The following is a 17254-nucleotide window of genomic DNA, read 5'->3' as shown; positions in this document are numbered from 1 at the left end:
TCGTTGCTGGCCCAGCGCAAGCCTCACGGCAGTGCCGTCTGGGTCGCGCGCAACTGACCGTTTTGCAAAATTCGTACCGTCACTGCCCGCGCCACGGTACCGGCGGGCAGCGCGAAAGCGCCTTCGATCCGCTGGTAATGCGTCAGGCGCAAGCCCGGCAGCGCGCTGGTCCCGGCTTCGGGTAGGCTCAAAGTGACCGGCTTGCCATCCCTCACCAGCGAAACGACCAACTGTAACTCACCCCGGAACGCCGGCAAGGATGAAAAAGCCTTGGATCCGCCCTGCATTATCAGCAAGCGATAATGCACTTTCTGTGTGTCGGCTTCATCGAGACTGACGCGAAAACTCCGGACATGGATGCCGGAGGTATTGCCGCTGGCCGGCAGCAGGCTTTCGAAGAAGGCCAGATCCTCCTTGACCTGGGCGACCTCGCCTTCCGCCGCCTTCAACTGCTGGGCCAGGCCTTCCTGGGCGGCACGCGCCATCTGCAGCTGTGCTTCGGCCGTATTGGCCACCGCCTGCAAGCGTTCACGCTGCGCCGCCATCGACGCCACCTGCTGCCGCAGCGCCGCGTTCTCCGCCGTCATGTCCGGCGCCGTGCCCGTCAACCGCCGGCCGGCGTCATACGCCCACCCTGCGACGAGCACCCCGACAACGACAACCAGCACCGCAGCCAGCGCGCGCAACGGCCACGGCAGATGCGAACGCACCGCCAGGCGCCTGGACAGCGAGCTCCGGCGCGGGCGCAGCAAACGGTACTTCATGCGCCACGGGTACACAGCGCAAGCAGGCCGGCGCGGTGCGGGCTGTCTGGCCAACGGCTCATGGGCGGGTTCTCCGGGCGATAGGAGCAGGGATTGTATCCGGGGAGATGCAAAGTATTTGTAAAAGGTGGTTAAAACCCGTCATTGAGCGCAACTCCCGCGTCTTGCAGCCAGGCACGGCAAAAAAAAACCGCACGGCGAACCGTGCGGTTTTTTTTTGCGCAGCCAGATCCGGTTGCACCGGATCCGCCGAACACACATTAACGCTTCGAGAATTGCTTCCGACGACGCGCCTTGTGGAAACCAACCTTCTTACGTTCCACTTCACGCGCATCGCGCGTGACGAAACCGGCCTTGGACAGCGTCGGCTTCAAAGTGGCATCGTAGTCGATCAGTGCACGGGTGATGCCGTGGCGCACTGCGCCGGCTTGACCCGTTTCACCGCCGCCGGTCACGTTGACCTTGATGTCGAAGGTCTCTACGTTGGCAGTCAGTTCGAGCGGCTGGCGCACGATCATCAGCGAGGTTTCGCGAGCGAAATATTCACTGATGGGCTTGCCGTTGACGATGATATCGCCCTTGCCCGACTTGATGAAGACGCGAGCCACGGCGCTCTTGCGGCGGCCAGTACCGTAATTCCAATTTCCGATCATGGATGGCCCCCTTAGATTTCCAGCGCCTTAGGCTGCTGTGCTTCATGCGGATGATCAGCTTCGGCGTAAACCTTCAGCTTCTTGATCATTGCATAGCCCAGCGGGCCCTTCGGCAACATGCCCTTGACAGCTTTTTCCAGGGCGCGGCCCGGGAAACGCTGCTGCATCTTGCCAAACGTCGTTTCATAAATGCCGCCCGGGTAGCCCGAGTGACGATAATACTTCTTGTCGGTTTCTTTGGTACCCGTGACACGCAGCTTGGCTGCGTTGACGATGATGATGTAATCACCCGTGTCGACGTGCGGAGTAAATTCCGGCTTGTGCTTGCCGCGCAGTCGGCGTGCCACTTCGCTGGCAACACGGCCGAGGACTTTGTCCGTCGCGTCAATCACGTACCAGTCGCGCTTAACCTCTGCAGGCTTTGCGGAAAAGGTCTTCATGATTTTTCCTGAGACTTGTAGAACCTGCCCGAAACATGACTTGCGTCGTCGGTCGACCCTTAGGATCTGACCTTCCTGCTTGTGTGTGCAGGCTCTCCCTGAATTCTTTCCCGCGGGCATGACGGAAAAGCCAACGAGTATACTGCGGAATCAGGCACAAGTACAAGCAAAGTTGAGGGATTACGTCAAGCTGGTGCCAGCGCTGCCGCTGGTGGTTCGCCGCCATCCCCTATAACGGCGACCAGAAACAGCGCAATGCGCACCTGACTGGCCGGCGCGCTTGCGCAGGCAGGCGCAGAATAAAAAAAACCCAAGCTATCGAGCTTGGGCTTGAATCCACCAAAGGAGGAGGGTGGAGGAGACACTGGGTGATCGACGGGGCTGGCTCGTGGTGCGGCTCGCTTTCGCACTCTGCGGTGCCGTTTGCGCCGTCGTTCAATGATTCAAATTATACACGAGCGCCTTCGCAGCGCAAGGAAATTTGCAGTGCGAAATGTCATTTCGCATTGTAAAAAATTGTCACGGCACAGGATTTTAATTTTTATTCATAAAAATCAAATACTTAGATTGAATGTGCGCTGCCACCTCACTGTCATCTTAGAGGAAAGCTTCAGTTTTCGGCAAAATAGCCGAATAACGGCACTTCCGGACAAGTGCCCTATACTCAAAAAAGCAAGTTTCGAAATCGCGTGTTCGTGATCGGATACGCACTCACCAGAGCGCAGGAACGAACAAAATGGAATGCAAAGTGACTTGGATGGGCACCGACGGCATGAGCTTCGTGGCCGAGACGGGCAGTGGCCATATCGTGGCAATGGACGGCGCGCCCGAAGGCGGTGGCCACAACCTGGCGCCGCGTCCGATGGAAATGGTATTGCTGGGTACCGGGGGTTGCACCGCCTATGACGTGGTGCTGATCCTGAAGCGCGGCAGGCAAGACGTGCGCGGCTGCAGCGTGAAGCTCGAAGCCGAGCGCGCCGGCGAGGATCCCAAGGTGTTCACCCGGATCAACTTCCACTTCACGGTCAGCGGCAAGAACCTGAACCCCGCCACCGTCGAACGTGCCATCCAGTTGTCGCACGACAAGTATTGCTCGGCCTCGATCATGCTGGCCAAGACGGCGGAAATCACGCATACGGTGGAGATCGTCGAGGCATAAGCCCCGCACGGCAGGCCCGGCCAGCGCGCGCCCATGCGGATGGGCGGCTGGCCACGCCAGGAAATTCGAGAAGCAAAGCAGGCCGATAAGCCGGATTCTGTGCGCACCGGCTTCCTTGCGGTTGCCGGCACGTGACAATCATTCCTCTAGGCCGGCCGTTACCGACCGGCTCAAGCTCCCTACCCGCAGGCTCAGCGGGCCGCCTCAATGCCTGCCTATTTGGGATTGCTCCAGGTGGAGGTTACCGCGTTTCACCCTTCCCACCGGGCGAACCCGGTGGCAAGACTCGTCTCTGTGGCCCTATTCCGCACGTTGCCGTGGATGGTTATTAGCCAACACCCTGCCCTGTGGAGTCCGGACTTTCCTCCCCTTGCACACCTTGCGGGTGCAAGCAGCGATTGTCTGGCCTGCTTTGCGGCCCGCAGTCTAACACCGATTGGCCGCCTGGCCCGCAAAACCGCCACCCGCGCGCCTTGCCCGCTAGGCGGCCTGGGCGCGGCGCCCCCTGCGGAACACACTGGTATCCGCGTAAAAGGCCGGATCGCAATTGGCTTCGCACCAGCCGGGGATGCCCAGCACCGGTAATGGCGCAAAGCGGCCACTGTGCAGTTCGGCGGCCTCGAGCGAGGCGCACACGGAATCATCCAGCGAGCCGGGCAGCGCCGCACCGGCTTCCGGCGGAACGGCCAGCGGCCAGGCGTGCGCGGTCAGGGCCTTGTAGGGCCGCACCAGTTTTTCCAGCAGGGCGTGACCGAAGGGCACCACGCTGCAGCTGGCGCCCTCGCCGTCCGCGTCGCCGCCGCCCACCCAGACCGCTCGCCGCGCCACGAACAGATGTTCCCAGCCAAAGCCGCGCAGCACGGATTCCAGGCCGCTATCGGCACTCAGGAAGAGGACAGCATTTTCGTCGAACAAGGTGGCGGCATCGCGCAGGCTGCCGCGGCGGCTTTGCTCGCCAGTCGCGGCGATGGCGTGGGCCTGCAACCGGTTCAGCACGCGCTTGGACCGGGGAAAATGCAGCCAGATCAGGGCATTGAAGAAGTCGTGCAGGTTGTCGCGCGTCGGCACGGCACCGGTAGCGAAGATATGCGCCTCGTAGGCGGTGCCTGCCGGCAGTTCCGCTTGCGGCACGAAGCGCAAGGGCACGCCGCGGGCATTGCGCAACGCGAGCCGCGCGGCTATTTCGCTGAGGGCAGCGCGCAAGTCGGCGGCGCCCTGCAGCGCCGCGGCAAGCGCCGTGCCGTGCGCGGCGAAGGGGCGGAACCATGGCCGGGCCCAGTCGACCTCCGCCACCGCTGCGGCCAGCCGGGTCCCGGCGGCCGCATCATGTGAAGCTAACGTGGCCCGGCCTTGGTTCTTCACTTCCACTACAGCATCCGCTTCCGCTTCGCCAGCGCGGCTTAGCGGGCCTTCCAGCGCAGTGTTTCACCACCACGCAGCGGGACCAGAGTGGTATCGCCGTAGGGCAGTTCGGCCGGCAGTTGCCAGTCCTCGCGGCTCAGGGTGAGCGTGCCGCTGTTGCGCGGCAGGCTGTAGAAGGCCGGGCCATTGAAGCTCGCAAAGGCTTCCAGCTTGTCCAGCGCGCCGGCCGCCTCAAAGGCTTCCGCGTACAACTCCATGGCGTGCAGCCCGGTATAGCAACCGGCGCAGCCGCAGGCGTGTTCCTTCAGGCCGCGTGCGTGGGGTGCGCTGTCGGTACCGAGGAAGAAGCGCGGGCTGCCCGATACCGCCGCGGCAACCAGAGCCTCGCGATGGGTCTCGCGCTTGAGCACCGGCAGGCAGTAATAGTGCGGGCGGATGCCGCCGGTGAAGATGGCGTTGCGGTTGTACAGCAGGTGATGCGCGGTGATGGTGGCGGCGACCGGGCCTTCGGCGTCGCGCACGTACTCGGCGGCGTCCTTGGTGGTGATGTGCTCGAACACCACTTTCAGGGCGGGGAAGTCGCGGCGCAGCGGCGTCATCACCTGGTCGATAAAGACGGCTTCGCGGTCGAAGATATCGATTGCCGGGTCGGTCACTTCGCCGTGCACCAGCAGCGGCAGGCCAACGCGTTGCATGGCTTCGAGCGCGGCGGCGCAGTGGCGCAGATCGGTCACGCCGGCATCGCTATTGGTGGTGGCGCCGGCGGGATACAGCTTGACCCCGTGCACGAAGCCGCTGGCCTTGGCCGCGACGATCTCCTCGGCGCTGGTCTTGTCCGTCAGGTACAGCGTCATCAGCGGCTCGAATGCCAGCCCCGCCGGCAGCGCGGCCAGGATGCGGTCGCGGTAGGCCGCGGCCTGCGCCACCGTGGTCACGGGCGGCTTCAGGTTGGGCATGATGATGGCACGGGCAAACTGGCGCGCGGTGTCGGGCAGGACGGCCGCCAGGGCCGTGCCGTCGCGCAGGTGGAGGTGCCAGTCGTCCGGGCGGGTGATGGTGAGAGTCTGGGTCATGGCTTCGGGGGGAACCAGCCGCCGGTTACGGCTGGCTCTTTTCTTGGGATTACAGAATCAGGATGGCGCGGTAGTCATTCACATTGGTGCGCGTGGGGCCGGTCACCACGAGATCGCCCGCGGACTCGAAGAAGCCCCAGGCATCATGCGCGTCGAGCCGGGCACGTGCCGGGGCGCCGGCGGCCTGCGCGCGGTCTAGCGTGGACGGGTCCAGCAACGCGCCGGCATTGTCCTCGGAGCCGTCAATGCCGTCGGTGTCGGCCGCGATGGCGTACACATTATCGGCGCCGTCCAGTTCCAGCGCCAGCGACAGCAGGAACTCCGAGCAACGCCCGCCACGGGGCTTTGCGGCCGCCCCGCCACCGCCCTGCGGCAGCGTGACGGTGCATTCACCGCCGGAAATCAGTGCCACCGGGACCGCGAACGGCGCATTGTACGCGCGAATCTCGCGGACCAGCGCAGCATAGACGCGCGCCACTTCCTGTGCCTCGCCCGTCACCGTGTCGCCCAGCACCACCGGCTGGATACCCTGAGCGCGGAAGTGATCCGCAGCGGCCACCAGGCTGCCGTGGGCAGTGGCGATGACGCGGTTTTCGACCCGCGCGAACAGCGGATCGCCGGGCTTGGGCGTTTCCGCCACTTCGCCGCGGGCGCCGCGTTCGAGGTAGTCCTGCACCACCGGCGGCACCACCGCGCCGTAGCGGCGCAGGATAGCCAGCGCATCCGCATAGGTGCTCGGATCCGGCACGGTGGGGCCGGACGCAATCGCGCTCGGGTCGTCCCCGGCCACATCGGACACGATCAGCGTGGTCACGGGAGCGCGGCTGGCCTGGGCGAGCCGCCCGCCCTGGATGCGCGACAGGTGCTTGCGCACGATGTTCATGTCCGTGATGGGGGCGCCGCAGCGCAACAGTTCCTGCGTGGCGGCCTTGAGGTCTGCCATGGCGATGCCCTCGGCGGGCAGCGACAGCAGGCTCGAGCCACCGCCCGAAACCAGCACGATCAGGCTGTCCCCGGGGCCGAGTGCGCTCACCCGCGCGAGGATCTCGGCGGCGGCGCGCTCGCCGGCTTCGTCCGGCACCGGATGGCCGGCCTCGATCACGCGGACGTGTTCGGTCGGCAGGCCGTGGGCGTAGCGCGTGACCACCAGGCCCTCGATCACGTGGGTGCGGTCCAGCGCGGCATAAGCTTGCTCCACCGCCAGTGCCATCGAGGCCGCCGCCTTGCCCGCGCCGACCACCAGGGTGCGCCCGCCTGGCTGGGGCGGCGGCAGGTGGTCCGCCACGATGCGCAACGGGTCGGCCGCCGCCACCGCGGCGTGGAAGGTATCAAGCAGCAACGCGCGCGCTTCGGCCGCGCTGGCCGGGAGGGATTGGGCGATCGCGTTCACAGGGCCTCCGCGATGGCTTGGCCCAGGTCGGCCGTACCGGCCTTGCCGCCGATATCGCGTGTCAGCGGGGCATGGTCCGGCCCTGCCGACAGCACCTTTTCAATGGCACCTAGCACGGCCGCGCCGGCTTCCGGCTGGCCCAGGTGTTCCAGCATCATGGCGCCGCACCAGATCTGGCCGATCGGGTTGGCTACGCCGCGCCCGGCGATGTCCGGCGCGGAGCCGTGCACCGGCTCGAACAGGCTGGGAAAGGTGCGGTCCGGATTGATATTGCCCGAGGGCGCGATGCCGATGGTGCCGGTACAGGCCGGGCCCAGGTCGGACAGGATGTCGCCGAACAGGTTGCTGGCGACCACCACATCGAACCAGTCAGGGTGCTGGACGAAGTGCGCGGTCAGGATGTCGATGTGGTATTTGTCGACCTTCACGCCGGGGTAGTTCGCCGCCATGGCTTCCACCCGCTCATCCCAGTACGGCATGGTGATGGAGATGCCGTTGGACTTGGTGGCCGAAGTCAGATGCTTGCCCGGCCGCTTTTGCGCCAGTTCGAAGGCAAACCTGAGGATGCGGTCCACGCCGGTGCGCGTCATCACTGTCTCCTGGATCACCACCTCGCGGTCGGTGCCGGGGAACATGCGCCCGCCGATGCTGGAATATTCGCCCTCGGTGTTCTCGCGCACCACGTAGAAATCGATGTCGCCGGGCTTGCGCGCATTGCCGTCGCGGTCCACCAGCGGGCTGCGGATGCCGGGCATCAGCCGCACCGGGCGCAGGTTGACATATTGGTCAAAAGAGCGCCGGAACTGCAGCAGCGAGCCCCAGAGCGAGACATGATCGGGCACGGCGTCCGGCCAGCCCACCGCGCCAAAGTAGATGGCATCGTACTTGACCAGGGTGTCGAACCAGTCGTCCGGCAGCATCTTGCCGTGGCGGGCGTAATAGTCGCAGCTGGAGAAGTCGAAGTGGTCGAACTGCATGTCGATGCCGAAGCGGCGCGCGGCGGCGTCCATCATGCGCAGCCCCTCGGGCATCACTTCGGTGCCGATGCCATCGCCTGGGATGACTGCGATCTTGTATTTGCTCATGTCTCGGAGACCCGCTGAACGGGTTTTGAAATCGGGAGGGAACGCACTGCAAAACGCGATGCGCTTGGCAGATAACCCGGGCAGGCCGGATAATGGAGCATTCTATTGCAATCCGGCAGCCCGCTGCCGGTCCGGTGCCCCGCCATGTGCCAGCTGCTCGGCATGAACTGCGCCACGCCGACCGACGTGACGTTCTCCTTTACCGGCTTCGCCGCCCGCGGCGGCGTCACGGATCACCATGCCGACGGCTTCGGCGTGGCGTTCTTCGAGGACAAGGCCTGCCGCCTGTTCATCGACAACCAGTCCGCCGGCACCTCGCCGGTGGCCGAACTGATCAAGCGCTACCCGATCAAGTCCAAGAATGTCATCTCGCATATCCGCAAGGCGACCCAGGGCACGGTGCTGCTGGAGAACTGCCACCCCTTCATGCGCGAGCTCTGGGGCCGGCACTGGATCTTCGCCCACAACGGCGACCTGAAGGACTTCTCGCCCTTCCTGTCCGGGGTCTACCAGCCGGTAGGCGATACCGACAGCGAACTCGCCTTCTGCACGCTGATGCAGGGGCTGCGCAAGCGCTTCCCCGGCTCGCAGCCGCCGCTCAACGAACTCTGCCACGCGCTGGCCGACATCACGCGCGAGATCACGCTGCATGGTGTCTTCAACTTCCTGCTGTCGAACGGGCAGGCGCTGTTCGCCCACTGCTCCACCCGCCTGTACTACATCGTGCGCCAGTGGCCGTTCTCCACCGCACACCTGATCGACGCCGACCTGTCGATCGACTTTGCCCAGGTCACCACGCCCGACGACCGCGTGGCGGTGATCGCCACCGCGCCGCTGACCGACAACGAGACCTGGACCGCCTTCGCGCCGGGCGAGCTGATGATGTTCGAGGAGGGCCGCGCGGTGATGACGCTGACCGTGCCGATCCCGCCCGAAGTCCAGGCCAAGAACGCCGCCAACAGCGCCTGCACCTGAACCATCCCCCCCGGATGCCCCTGCGGCACCGCTCCCCGCCAGCCCTCAGTCGAGCGTGAGTTTCTGCACGGCTACCGTACGCTTGTAGATTTCGTATTCCTGCGCGATCTGCTGGCGGAACTGCTCTGGCGTATTGGCCACCACCAGGGATCCCGTGGCTTCGATGCGGCTGCGCACGGCGGGATCCTGGAGCGATTTCCTCACCGCCACGTTGACGCGTTCCACCACGGCCTGTGGTAGCGCCTTCGGTCCGTAGATACCGTAGAACGCCATGCGGTTGGCAGGCTCGAGGCCGACTTCCTTGAAGGTGGGAACGTTCGGCAGCTGTGCCACCCGCGCCGGCGCGGACACGACAATGGGAATCAGCCGGCCATCCTTGATAAAGGGAAGCGCGGACGGCAGGTTATCGAAGACGATACCCACCTGCCCGGCCACGGCGTCGTTCAGCGCCGGACCCGAACCCTTGTAGGGCACATGCATGATCGACAGGTTAGCCAGGCTCTTGAAGAGCTCCATTTGCAGGTGCCCGATGGAGCCGGTGCCCGCCGTGCCATAGCTGTACCTGGCCGGGTTCTTCTTCAACTCGGCGATGAAGGCCTGATAGTTCTTCGCCGGAAACGAAGGATGCACCGCAAGGACGTTGGGCGTCGCCGCGATATTGATGATGGGCGTGAAGTCCTTGAGCGGATCGTAGGGAATCTTCGGGTTGATGGCCGGATTGGTGGCCGTAGTGGACACCGTCGCCACGCCCAGCGCGTAGCCGTCCGGGTTGGCCCGCGCGATCTCAGCCGCGCCGAGCACGCCGCCTGCCCCGGCCTTGTTCTCCACCACTACGGTTTGCCCGAGTTCCTTGCTCAGCGGCGCCGAAATCACGCGGGCCACGATATCGGTCGTGCCACCGGGAGAGAACGGCACCACCAGCCGCACCGGCTTGGTCGGGTAGGACTGGGCATGGATCGCCGGCGCACCAGCGGCGCAGATGGAAATGGTGCACAGCTTGAGAAAAGAAAGCCTGTTCATATGCGGTCTCCTTGATATTAGTCTGGAATGGACCGACGACCGGTCAGCGGTCAGCGGTGATGTAGCAACGCCGGACTCAGCTCGGCGCACTGGCGAACTCCCAGCATGGCCATGTTCCGGTCGACTTCGTCGCGCAGCAGGTTGATCGCGTGCGTCACGCCGGCTTCGCCCGCCACGGATGCGGCGTAGTTGAAGGGCCGCCCGACGAATACCAGCTTCGCGCCGAGCGCCAGTGCCTTCAGGACGTCGGTGCCGCGGCGAATGCCGCCGTCCATCATCACCGGCAGTGTGCCAACCGCCGCCACGATCTCGGGCAGCACGCGCAAGGGGGCCACTGCCCCGTCGAGCTGCCGGCCGCCGTGATTCGATACCACGATGCCATCGGCACCTTTGTCGCGGGCCAGCGTGGCGTCTTGCGCGCTGAGGATTCCCTTCACGATCAGCACCCCCTTCCAACGGCGGCGAATATGCTCGAGGTGGCTCCAGTCCAGATGGTCGCGCGCGGAAAAGTCGCGCAGCACATTGGCCGACAAGATCGGCGCCCCACGTTCGGCAAAGGAGTTCTCGAAATGCGGCATACCGTGGCGCAGCAGCGTGCGCGCGAACGTGCCGGCCAGCCACTTCGGGCGTGTGATGCCGTCGTACGCCAGGCGCAGGCTGGGCCGCAGCGGCGTTGAAAACCCGCTGCGCACATTGTTCTCGCGATTGCCCGCGACCGGAATGTCCACGGTCACGACAAGGGTGCGGCAGCCGGTGGCTTGCACGCGGTCCAGCAGGGCATCGATACGTGCCGCGTCGCCCGGCACATAGGCCTGGAACCAGGCATCCGGGGCCTGCGCGAACACGTCTTCAATGCGGATCAGCGACGAGCCGCTCAGCACCATCGGGATGCAGGCCGCCTGCGCCGCGCGCGCCTGCACGATATCGCCGCGGTAAGCCGACAGCGCACTCAGTCCCATCGGCGCAATGCCAAAGGGCGAGGCATAGGTCTTGCCGAAGAGCTCCACGCTCTGGGTGCGCCGTGATACGTCCACAAGAACGCGCGTGCTCAGCGCGTAGTCGTCGAAGGATGCGCGGTTCTCCTGGCGCGAGCGGTTGTCTTCCGCCGCGCCCGCGATATAGCCGTAGATCGGCCGTGGCAGGCGGCGCCTGGCAGCTTGCTCGAAATCATCCAGGGACAGAATGCGCTGCAACTCGCGCGAGGCCTGTTTCAGCGGGGCGGCGAAGCCGCGGTTGGTCGGCCGGGTGGAGGCGGCTGCATCCGTAGCTGAAGTCATGGTCGGGGTATGGGTGCGGATCGATGACACGCACTCTATGCCGGCCTATTTATTCCATAAAGCGAATTTATTTCCGATAATATGTTCTCTTTTATTCAAGTAGCATCAGGCATCGCCCTCCAGGGGAAACCGCTGCGGAGAAGCCGGCACACTACGCGCCGGCCGGCCTGACCTCACCAGATCATGACCCTCAAACAACTCGAAGCATTCTATTGGGCGGCCACCTGCTCGAGCTTCGCCATTGCGGCCCAGCGACTGCATCTTTCCCTGTCATCGCTCTCAAAGCGCATCGCCGAGCTTGAGGATTCGCTGGGTCAGGCCCTGTTCGATCGAAGCGGGCACAAGGCGGCCCTCACCGACGCCGGCAACCGGCTGGTTCCGCGCGCCCATGCGCTGCTGCGCGCGGCCGACGAACTGCGCATCGAGATCGGCACCGTGGCGGGCCTGCACGGCAAATGCCGCTTCGGCGTGGGAGAACTCACCGCCCTGACCTGGCTGCCACGGCTGGTGCGGATGATCACCGAGGCACATCCCGGCCTGGAACTGGAAACCCATGTCAGCATTGGCGAGGCACTGGAAAAGCGCGTCGAAGACGGCGAGCTCGATTTCGCCGTGGTGGCCGGCAAGTCAACGCGCGGCACCATTGCTTCCCATGCGATAGCACAGGCGAAATTTGTCTGGTGCATGTCGGCACAGGCAACTGGCCGCTCCGCCCCGATCAGCCCGGAAACCCTCGGCGACAGGCCCCTGGTGACCTTGCCAACCGGCTCGGGCGTGACGCGCCTGCTCGATGAATGGCTGGATGGCCGGGGCAGCCTGCCGGAACGGCGCATCGTCTGCAATCACTGGGGCGCCGTGGCCGGGATGCTGGTCGAAGGAATAGGTGTCGGCATCCTGCCCCAGAGCTGGGCGCAATCGCTGGCGAAACGCGGGGCGCTGCGCGTCCTGCGCAGCGATCCCCCGCTGCCTCCCCTTGCCTACTCTTTTCAATCGCGGCGCGACGATTCGCGGCCGCTGGTCGGCGCCATGCGGGAACTGACGCTGCAGGCGGCCGATTTCCAGTCGGCGAGCCGGATACTGTGAGCCGCGATTGCCGCGGGAGTTGAATCTGCGAATGTGGCGGGCGCATCAAGACCCGCCGCGCGCTGGATAAAACCGTTGGCTACCCCTCTCCCCCTGAGGGGAGAGGGAGTGACAGCCGTCGTCATGGCTGATGGTTTTGGCGCATCATCAGTGATGCAGGATCTTCGACAGGAACTGCCTGGCCCGCTCGGAGCGCGCTTCGATATTGCCGAAAAACTCTTCCTTGGCGCAGTCCTCGACGATCTTGCCCTGGTCCATGAAGATCACGCGGTTGGCCACCTTGCGGGCGAAACCCATTTCGTGGGTCACGCACATCATGGTCATGCCTTCCTGCGCAAGTTGCACCATCACGTCCAGCACTTCGTTGACCATTTCCGGGTCCAGCGCCGAGGTGGGTTCGTCGAACAGCATGCAGATCGGATCCATCGACAGCGCGCGGGCAATCGCCACGCGCTGCTGCTGGCCGCCGGACAACTGGCCAGGATACTTCGCCGCCTGGGCCTTCAGGCCCACCCGGTCCAGGTACTTCAGGCCCTTGGCGGTGGCTTCCTCTTTCGAGCGGCCGAGCACCTTCATCTGCGCGATGGTCAGGTTCTCGGTGATCGACAGGTGGGGAAACAGCTCGAAGTTCTGGAACACCATGCCAACCCGCGAACGCAGCTTGGGCAGGTTGGTCTTGGGCGAGCCCACCGAAGTGCCATCCACGATGATGTCGCCCTTCTGGAACGGCTCCAGCGCGTTGACGGTCTTGATCAGCGTCGACTTGCCGGAACCCGACGGGCCGCACACCACCACCACCTCGCCCTTGGCGACCTTGGTGGTGCAATCGGTCAGCACCTGGAAGGCGCCATACCACTTGGAGACGTTATTGATTTCGATCATACGGCCACCTTTTTCTGGTAACGCTTAACCAGCAGCGATGCGGAGAAACAGATAATGAAATACACCAGGCCGGCGAACAGCAGCATCTCCACGATGCGGCCGTCACGCTCGCCGATGCCGTAGGCCTGGCCGAAGAAGTCCGCCAGCGCGCTCACGTACACCAGCGACGTATCCTGGAACAGGATGATGCCCTGGGTCAGCAGCAGCGGCACCATGTTGCGGAAGGCCTGCGGCAGGATCACCAGCCGCATCGACTGCCCGTAGGTCATGCCCATGGCCTGCGCGGCGAACATCTGCCCGCGCGACACGCTCTGGATACCCGCCCGGATGATCTCGGAATAGTACGCCGCTTCGAACAAGGCAAAGGCGATCAGCGCCGAGGTCATGCGCAGGTCCGACGCCTGCGACAGGTTGAACGTCTTCTGCAGGAGCTGCGGGATGATCAGGAAGAACCACAACAGCACCATCACCAGCGGGATCGACCGGAAGATGGTGACGTAGCCCTGCGCGAACCAGTTCAGCGGCTTGACGGAAGACAGCCGCATCATCGCCAGGATGGTGCCCCAGACGATGCCTACCACCACCGCCGTGACGGTGATCTTGAGCGAGATGAGCATGCCCTCGCCCAGCACTTCCAGCGTGGTCGGGTTGATCGAGCTGAAATCAAATGAATATGCCATGACGTCTCCCCTTACTTGCTGCCGATGAAGCCAGGCACGCGGGTGCGGCCTTCGACCCAGCGCATGAGCAGCATGACGACGATATTGATCAGCGCGTACATCAACGTCACCGCAATGAATGACTCATACGGGCGCGCCGTGTAGTCCACCAGCTGGCGCCCCTGGGCGGCCAGTTCCAGCAGGCCGATGGTCGACGCCACCGCGGAGTTCTTGAAGATGTTCAGGAACTCGGAGGTCAGCGGCGGCACGATGACGCGGAACGACATCGGCAACAGCACGTAGCGGTAAGTCTGGGCCAGCGTGAAACCCATCGCCAGGCCGGCGTTCCTCTGGCCGGGCGGCAACGAGTTGATCCCCGAGCGTACCTGCTCGCAGACCCGCGCCGCGGTAAAGGTGCCCAGGCAGAGCATGGCTGCAATGAACTGCTGCGCGAACGGGTTCATCTGCTTGATGGCCTCGCCACCTGGCAACAGCTCGGGCATGACGAAATACCAGATGAACAACTGCACCAGCAGCGGGATATTGCGGAAGATTTCGACGTAGGTGGCGGCCAGCCCGGACAGCCACTTGTTGGGCACCGTGCGCAGCACGCCGAGCACGGATCCGATGACGAGGGCGATGATCCACGACGAGAGGCCGAGCGCAAGGGTGACCTTCAGGCCGGAAATCATCCAGTCCAGGTAGGTCTCGTTCTGGGCCGCTTGTTCGAGGAATACACCCCAATGCCAGCTGTAGTTCATGATGTGTCCTCAAAAAGAAACGGAAGGACATGCCTTCCGTTTCACACAACCGGAATCCCAGTATCAGTCAAGCGCCTTGTCGTTCGGCGTCTTGAACAGCGCCTTCATGTCTTCCGACAGCGGGAAGTCCAGGTTCAGCCCCTTGGGCGGTACCGGCTGCTGGAACCACTTGGTGTACAGCGTGTTGATCGAGCCATCCTTCATCATGCCGCTGATCACGGTGTCCGATAGCTTCTTGAACGGTGCGTCATCCTTGCGGATCATGCAGCCATAGGACTCGCGCGATTGCGGCTTGCCCACCACGATCCAGTCGGCCGGGTTCTTGGCCTTGGCGCGTTCGCCGTACAACAGCGCGTCGTCCATCATGAAGGCGACGGCGCGGCCCGACTCCAGCGTCAGGAACGACTGGCCGTGATCCTTGGTGCTGATGATGTTCATGCCCAGCTTCTGGTCATCGTTCATCTTGCGCAGCAGGCGTTCCGAGGTGGTACCGGCGGTGGTCACCACGTTCTTGCCCTTGAGGTCGGCCCAGTCCTTGATGCCGCCATCCTTCTTCACCATGATGCGGGTGCCGATGATGAAGATGCTGGTGGTGAACGAAGCCTGCTTCTGGCGCTCGAGGTTATTGGTCGTGGAACCGCACTCGATGTCGATGGTGCCGTTCTGCAGCAGGGTGATGCGGTTCTGCGAGGTGATCGGGATTTCCTTGACCTGCAGGTTCGGCAGCTTCAGCTGGTCCTTGATGGCTTCCACGATCTTGACATTGATGTCGTAGGAATAGCCCACCTGGCGCACGCCGCCGAGGTTGTAATTGAACGGAATCGACGACTCACGAACGCCAAGCGTAATCACACCGGTGTCTTTGATCTTCTGCAGCGTGCCCGTCAGTTGCTCAGCAGCTTGCGCGGTTCCGCACAGCACGCCAGCAGCAATCATCAGGGAAGCCAACTTGGCAACATTCATAACATCTCCTTGACCATGAAGAGAAAGGCGGGACTCTAACAAAAAACCACCCGCCGACGAAATAGTATTGCGCACGCACGCACTCAAGACAACGGGTTTTTCCCCTAACAGAGCCAATCGGGGCATGGTTTGCGGGGCAAAACCGAGGCCTCCCTCCACTCCCGCAAAGCCCTTGCTCCTGCGCGCCAGACGGCCGGTCCGGCAGCGCGGGCTCCGCTTGCCCCACGCGCGAGGGGGAAGCGGGCACATACGACAACGCGGCTGCCGGGAAGCCCGGCAGCCGCGTTACCAATGCCAAATCGGTTGCTGCAACGCAGCATCGCTACTCAGCGATGCCGCGGCGGCAAGCCGCGCCTTGCATCAGGGATAGAGGCCGCGCATTTCGCGCGCCTGCAGAATCCGCGTGCAGGCCACGATGAAGGCGGCCGTGCGCAAGGTAACCTTGTTGTCCTGAGCGACCTGCCAGATCGCACGGAATGCCTCTTGCATGATTCGTACCAGGCGCTGGTTGATCTCTTCCTCGGTCCAGAAGAAGCTGGAGAAATCCTGCACCCATTCGAAATAGGAAACCGTAACGCCGCCGGCATTGGCGATAACGTCCGGCGCCACCAGGATATTGCGCTCGCGCAGGATGTCGTCGGCCTCGGGCGTGGTCGGGCCGTTCGCACCTTCGATGATCATGCGTGCCTTGATGTGGGGCGCGTTCCGGGCGGTGATCTGGCCTTCCAGCGCGGCCGGGATCAGGATTTCGCAATCCACCTGCCAGAATTGCTCGGCGGAAATGGTCTCGCCCTGGAAGCCTTCGATGGTGCCGCTATGCGAGGCGTATTCCATCATGGCAGGCACGTCCAGGCCGGCCGGGTTGTACAGCGCGATACGATGGTCCTGCACCGCCACCACCTTGGCGCCGGCTTCGTGGAACAGCTTGGCGGCCACGGCGCCCACATTGCCGAAACCCTGCACCACCACGCGTGCACCCTTGATGTCCAAGCCCAGGTTGCGAGCAGCCTCGGAACCCACCACGAACACGCCGCGGCCCGTGGCCTCGCGGCGGCCCAGCGAGCCACCCAGCGAAATCGGCTTGCCCGTGACCACGCCGGTGGAGGTGCTGCCGGAGTTCATCGAATAGGTATCCATCATCCATGCCATCACCTGTTCATTGGTGTTGACATCGGGTGCCGGAATGTCTTTGTTGGGTCCGATGATGAAGTTGATTTCGCTGGTGTAGCGGCGCGTCACGCGCTCCAGCTCCGAACGCGACAGCGTGCGCGGATCGACGCGGATACCGCCCTTGGCACCGCCGTAAGGCACATTGACCGCAGCATTCTTGACCGACATCCATGCCGACAGCGCCATCACTTCCGACAGGGTCACGTCCTGGTGGAAGCGCACGCCGCCCTTGCCCGGGCCGCGCGACATATTGTGCTGCACGCGATAGCCTTCGAAGTGGGCAATGGTGCCGTTGTCCATCTCGATGGGCACATCGACCACCAGGGCGCGCTTGGGACGCTTGAGGGTCTCGACCCAGCGGGCCAGCGAACCCAGATACGGCGTGACACGATCGACCTGCTGTAAGTAAATGCCCCAGGGGCCGAGGTCCTCGGCGTTCAGGTAAGAAGGCAGGGAATGGTTCTTGACGGCAGGATTGGACGGTGCTGCGGAAGACATCGTTTGGTTCCGGTGTGAAGGTGCCGCCAGCTTAGGGGAG

General features: G+C 63.9%; 17 protein-coding genes and 1 other RNA gene. 3 read left to right on the top strand and 15 right to left on the bottom strand.

From position 1 onward, the window contains the following. Positions 1-23 precede the first annotated feature (23 nt). The 3 genes from ACZY0R_RS18170 to rplM all read right to left on the bottom strand — a co-directional run bounded on the left by ACZY0R_RS18170 (position 24) and on the right by rplM (position 1857). Entirely contained in the window at positions 24-752 is a 729-nt protein-coding gene (locus ACZY0R_RS18170) for a DUF6776 family protein (RefSeq protein ID WP_488860107.1), read from the bottom strand. Between the two features lie 272 nt (positions 753-1024). Beyond that, positions 1025-1417: a 30S ribosomal protein S9 gene (gene rpsI, locus ACZY0R_RS18165; RefSeq protein ID WP_045237843.1), complete on the bottom strand. Its 393-nt coding sequence runs from the start codon at positions 1415-1417 to the stop codon at positions 1025-1027. Positions 1418-1428: 11 nt separating this feature from the next. Continuing rightward, on the bottom strand, positions 1429-1857 hold the full coding sequence (gene rplM / locus ACZY0R_RS18160) for a 50S ribosomal protein L13 (protein ID WP_017226025.1): 429 nt from the start codon (positions 1855-1857) through the stop codon (positions 1429-1431). A 736-nt stretch (positions 1858-2593) separates the two neighbouring features. On the opposite strand from rplM, the gene ACZY0R_RS18155 reads away from it, so the two are divergent. After that, positions 2594-3016 carry an OsmC family protein gene (locus tag ACZY0R_RS18155; protein WP_276290164.1) on the top strand — a complete coding sequence of 141 codons (423 nt, stop codon included), beginning with the start codon at positions 2594-2596 and terminating at the stop codon, positions 3014-3016. A gap of 70 nt (positions 3017-3086) precedes the next feature. Here the strand turns inward: ACZY0R_RS18155 and rnpB are convergent. From rnpB to ACZY0R_RS18130, 5 genes are all read right to left on the bottom strand, one after another. Continuing rightward, positions 3087-3430, bottom strand: an RNA gene (rnpB, locus tag ACZY0R_RS18150) — RNase P RNA component class A. Positions 3431-3496: 66 nt separating this feature from the next. Continuing rightward, the gene (locus ACZY0R_RS18145) at positions 3497-4321 is read right to left on the bottom strand and encodes a DUF3025 domain-containing protein (protein WP_488866018.1); all 825 of its coding nucleotides are present in this window, start codon (positions 4319-4321) and stop codon (positions 3497-3499) included. 95 nt (positions 4322-4416) lie between these two features. Next, positions 4417-5451 (bottom strand): dihydroorotase, encoded by a 1035-nt coding sequence (gene pyrC / locus ACZY0R_RS18140; RefSeq protein WP_447429197.1) that lies wholly within the window; start codon positions 5449-5451, stop codon positions 4417-4419. 49 nt (positions 5452-5500) lie between these two features. Beyond that, positions 5501-6832 carry a glycerate kinase type-2 family protein gene (locus ACZY0R_RS18135; RefSeq protein WP_488866016.1) on the bottom strand — a complete coding sequence of 444 codons (1332 nt, stop codon included), beginning with the start codon at positions 6830-6832 and terminating at the stop codon, positions 5501-5503. A gap of 5 nt (positions 6833-6837) precedes the next feature. Beyond that, entirely contained in the window at positions 6838-7926 is a 1089-nt protein-coding gene (locus tag ACZY0R_RS18130; RefSeq protein WP_488860104.1) for a tartrate dehydrogenase, read from the bottom strand. Positions 7927-8070: 144 nt separating this feature from the next. On the opposite strand from ACZY0R_RS18130, the gene ACZY0R_RS18125 reads away from it, so the two are divergent. Further along, positions 8071-8901 carry a class II glutamine amidotransferase gene (locus ACZY0R_RS18125; protein ID WP_488860102.1) on the top strand — a complete coding sequence of 277 codons (831 nt, stop codon included), beginning with the start codon at positions 8071-8073 and terminating at the stop codon, positions 8899-8901. 45 nt (positions 8902-8946) lie between these two features. On the opposite strand, the gene ACZY0R_RS18120 is transcribed toward ACZY0R_RS18125, so the two are convergent. Then, entirely contained in the window at positions 8947-9921 is a 975-nt protein-coding gene (locus ACZY0R_RS18120; RefSeq protein WP_488860100.1) for a tripartite tricarboxylate transporter substrate binding protein BugE, read from the bottom strand. 50 nt (positions 9922-9971) lie between these two features. Further along, positions 9972-11198, bottom strand: a complete 1227-nt coding sequence (locus ACZY0R_RS18115; RefSeq protein ID WP_488860098.1) for an alpha-hydroxy acid oxidase — start codon at positions 11196-11198, stop codon at positions 9972-9974. A 183-nt stretch (positions 11199-11381) separates the two neighbouring features. On the opposite strand from ACZY0R_RS18115, the gene ACZY0R_RS18110 reads away from it, so the two are divergent. Further along, a complete protein-coding gene (locus ACZY0R_RS18110; protein ID WP_488860096.1) occupies positions 11382-12281 on the top strand; it encodes a LysR family transcriptional regulator in 900 nt (299 codons plus the stop codon). Between the two features lie 147 nt (positions 12282-12428). Here ACZY0R_RS18110 and ACZY0R_RS18105 read toward each other — a convergent pair whose 3' ends face one another. The 5 genes from ACZY0R_RS18105 to ACZY0R_RS18085 form a co-directional block, all read right to left on the bottom strand. Next, positions 12429-13163 (bottom strand): amino acid ABC transporter ATP-binding protein, encoded by a 735-nt coding sequence (locus ACZY0R_RS18105; protein WP_045237835.1) that lies wholly within the window; start codon positions 13161-13163, stop codon positions 12429-12431. Further along, entirely contained in the window at positions 13160-13843 is a 684-nt protein-coding gene (gene gltK, locus ACZY0R_RS18100) for a glutamate/aspartate ABC transporter permease GltK (RefSeq protein WP_488860093.1), read from the bottom strand. Before gltK ends, ACZY0R_RS18105 begins: the two co-directional genes overlap by 4 nt. An 11-nt stretch (positions 13844-13854) precedes the next feature. After that, positions 13855-14583, bottom strand: coding sequence for an amino acid ABC transporter permease (locus ACZY0R_RS18095; RefSeq protein WP_045237833.1), 729 nt, complete (start codon positions 14581-14583; stop codon positions 13855-13857). Positions 14584-14646: 63 nt separating this feature from the next. After that, entirely contained in the window at positions 14647-15546 is a 900-nt protein-coding gene (locus ACZY0R_RS18090) for a glutamate/aspartate ABC transporter substrate-binding protein (protein WP_045237832.1), read from the bottom strand. A 360-nt stretch (positions 15547-15906) separates the two neighbouring features. Beyond that, on the bottom strand, positions 15907-17214 hold the full coding sequence (locus tag ACZY0R_RS18085; RefSeq protein ID WP_488860091.1) for a Glu/Leu/Phe/Val family dehydrogenase: 1308 nt from the start codon (positions 17212-17214) through the stop codon (positions 15907-15909). Positions 17215-17254: the final 40 nt, after the last annotated feature.

The organism is Cupriavidus sp. F041, assembly GCF_057814235.1.
The sequence above is the reverse complement of the archived record's forward strand: the minus strand, read 5'-3'. Positions and strand labels throughout refer to the sequence as shown.

Coding starts and splice junctions, on each gene's coding strand:
- ACZY0R_RS18095 (WP_045237833.1), bottom strand. CDS start 14,583: ATGAACTACAGCTGGCATTGGGGTGTATTCCTCGAACAAGCGGCCCAG.
- rplM (WP_017226025.1), bottom strand. CDS start 1,857: ATGAAGACCTTTTCCGCAAAGCCTGCAGAGGTTAAGCGCGACTGGTAC.
- rpsI (WP_045237843.1), bottom strand. CDS start 1,417: ATGATCGGAAATTGGAATTACGGTACTGGCCGCCGCAAGAGCGCCGTG.
- ACZY0R_RS18105 (WP_045237835.1), bottom strand. CDS start 13,163: ATGATCGAAATCAATAACGTCTCCAAGTGGTATGGCGCCTTCCAGGTG.
- ACZY0R_RS18155 (WP_276290164.1), top strand. CDS start 2,594: ATGGAATGCAAAGTGACTTGGATGGGCACCGACGGCATGAGCTTCGTG.
- ACZY0R_RS18110 (WP_488860096.1), top strand. CDS start 11,382: ATGACCCTCAAACAACTCGAAGCATTCTATTGGGCGGCCACCTGCTCG.
- ACZY0R_RS18085 (WP_488860091.1), bottom strand. CDS start 17,214: ATGTCTTCCGCAGCACCGTCCAATCCTGCCGTCAAGAACCATTCCCTG.
- gltK (WP_488860093.1), bottom strand. CDS start 13,843: ATGGCATATTCATTTGATTTCAGCTCGATCAACCCGACCACGCTGGAA.
- ACZY0R_RS18090 (WP_045237832.1), bottom strand. CDS start 15,546: ATGAATGTTGCCAAGTTGGCTTCCCTGATGATTGCTGCTGGCGTGCTG.
- pyrC (WP_447429197.1), bottom strand. CDS start 5,451: ATGACCCAGACTCTCACCATCACCCGCCCGGACGACTGGCACCTCCAC.
- ACZY0R_RS18120 (WP_488860100.1), bottom strand. CDS start 9,921: ATGAACAGGCTTTCTTTTCTCAAGCTGTGCACCATTTCCATCTGCGCC.
- ACZY0R_RS18130 (WP_488860104.1), bottom strand. CDS start 7,926: ATGAGCAAATACAAGATCGCAGTCATCCCAGGCGATGGCATCGGCACC.
- ACZY0R_RS18115 (WP_488860098.1), bottom strand. CDS start 11,198: ATGACTTCAGCTACGGATGCAGCCGCCTCCACCCGGCCGACCAACCGC.
- ACZY0R_RS18125 (WP_488860102.1), top strand. CDS start 8,071: ATGTGCCAGCTGCTCGGCATGAACTGCGCCACGCCGACCGACGTGACG.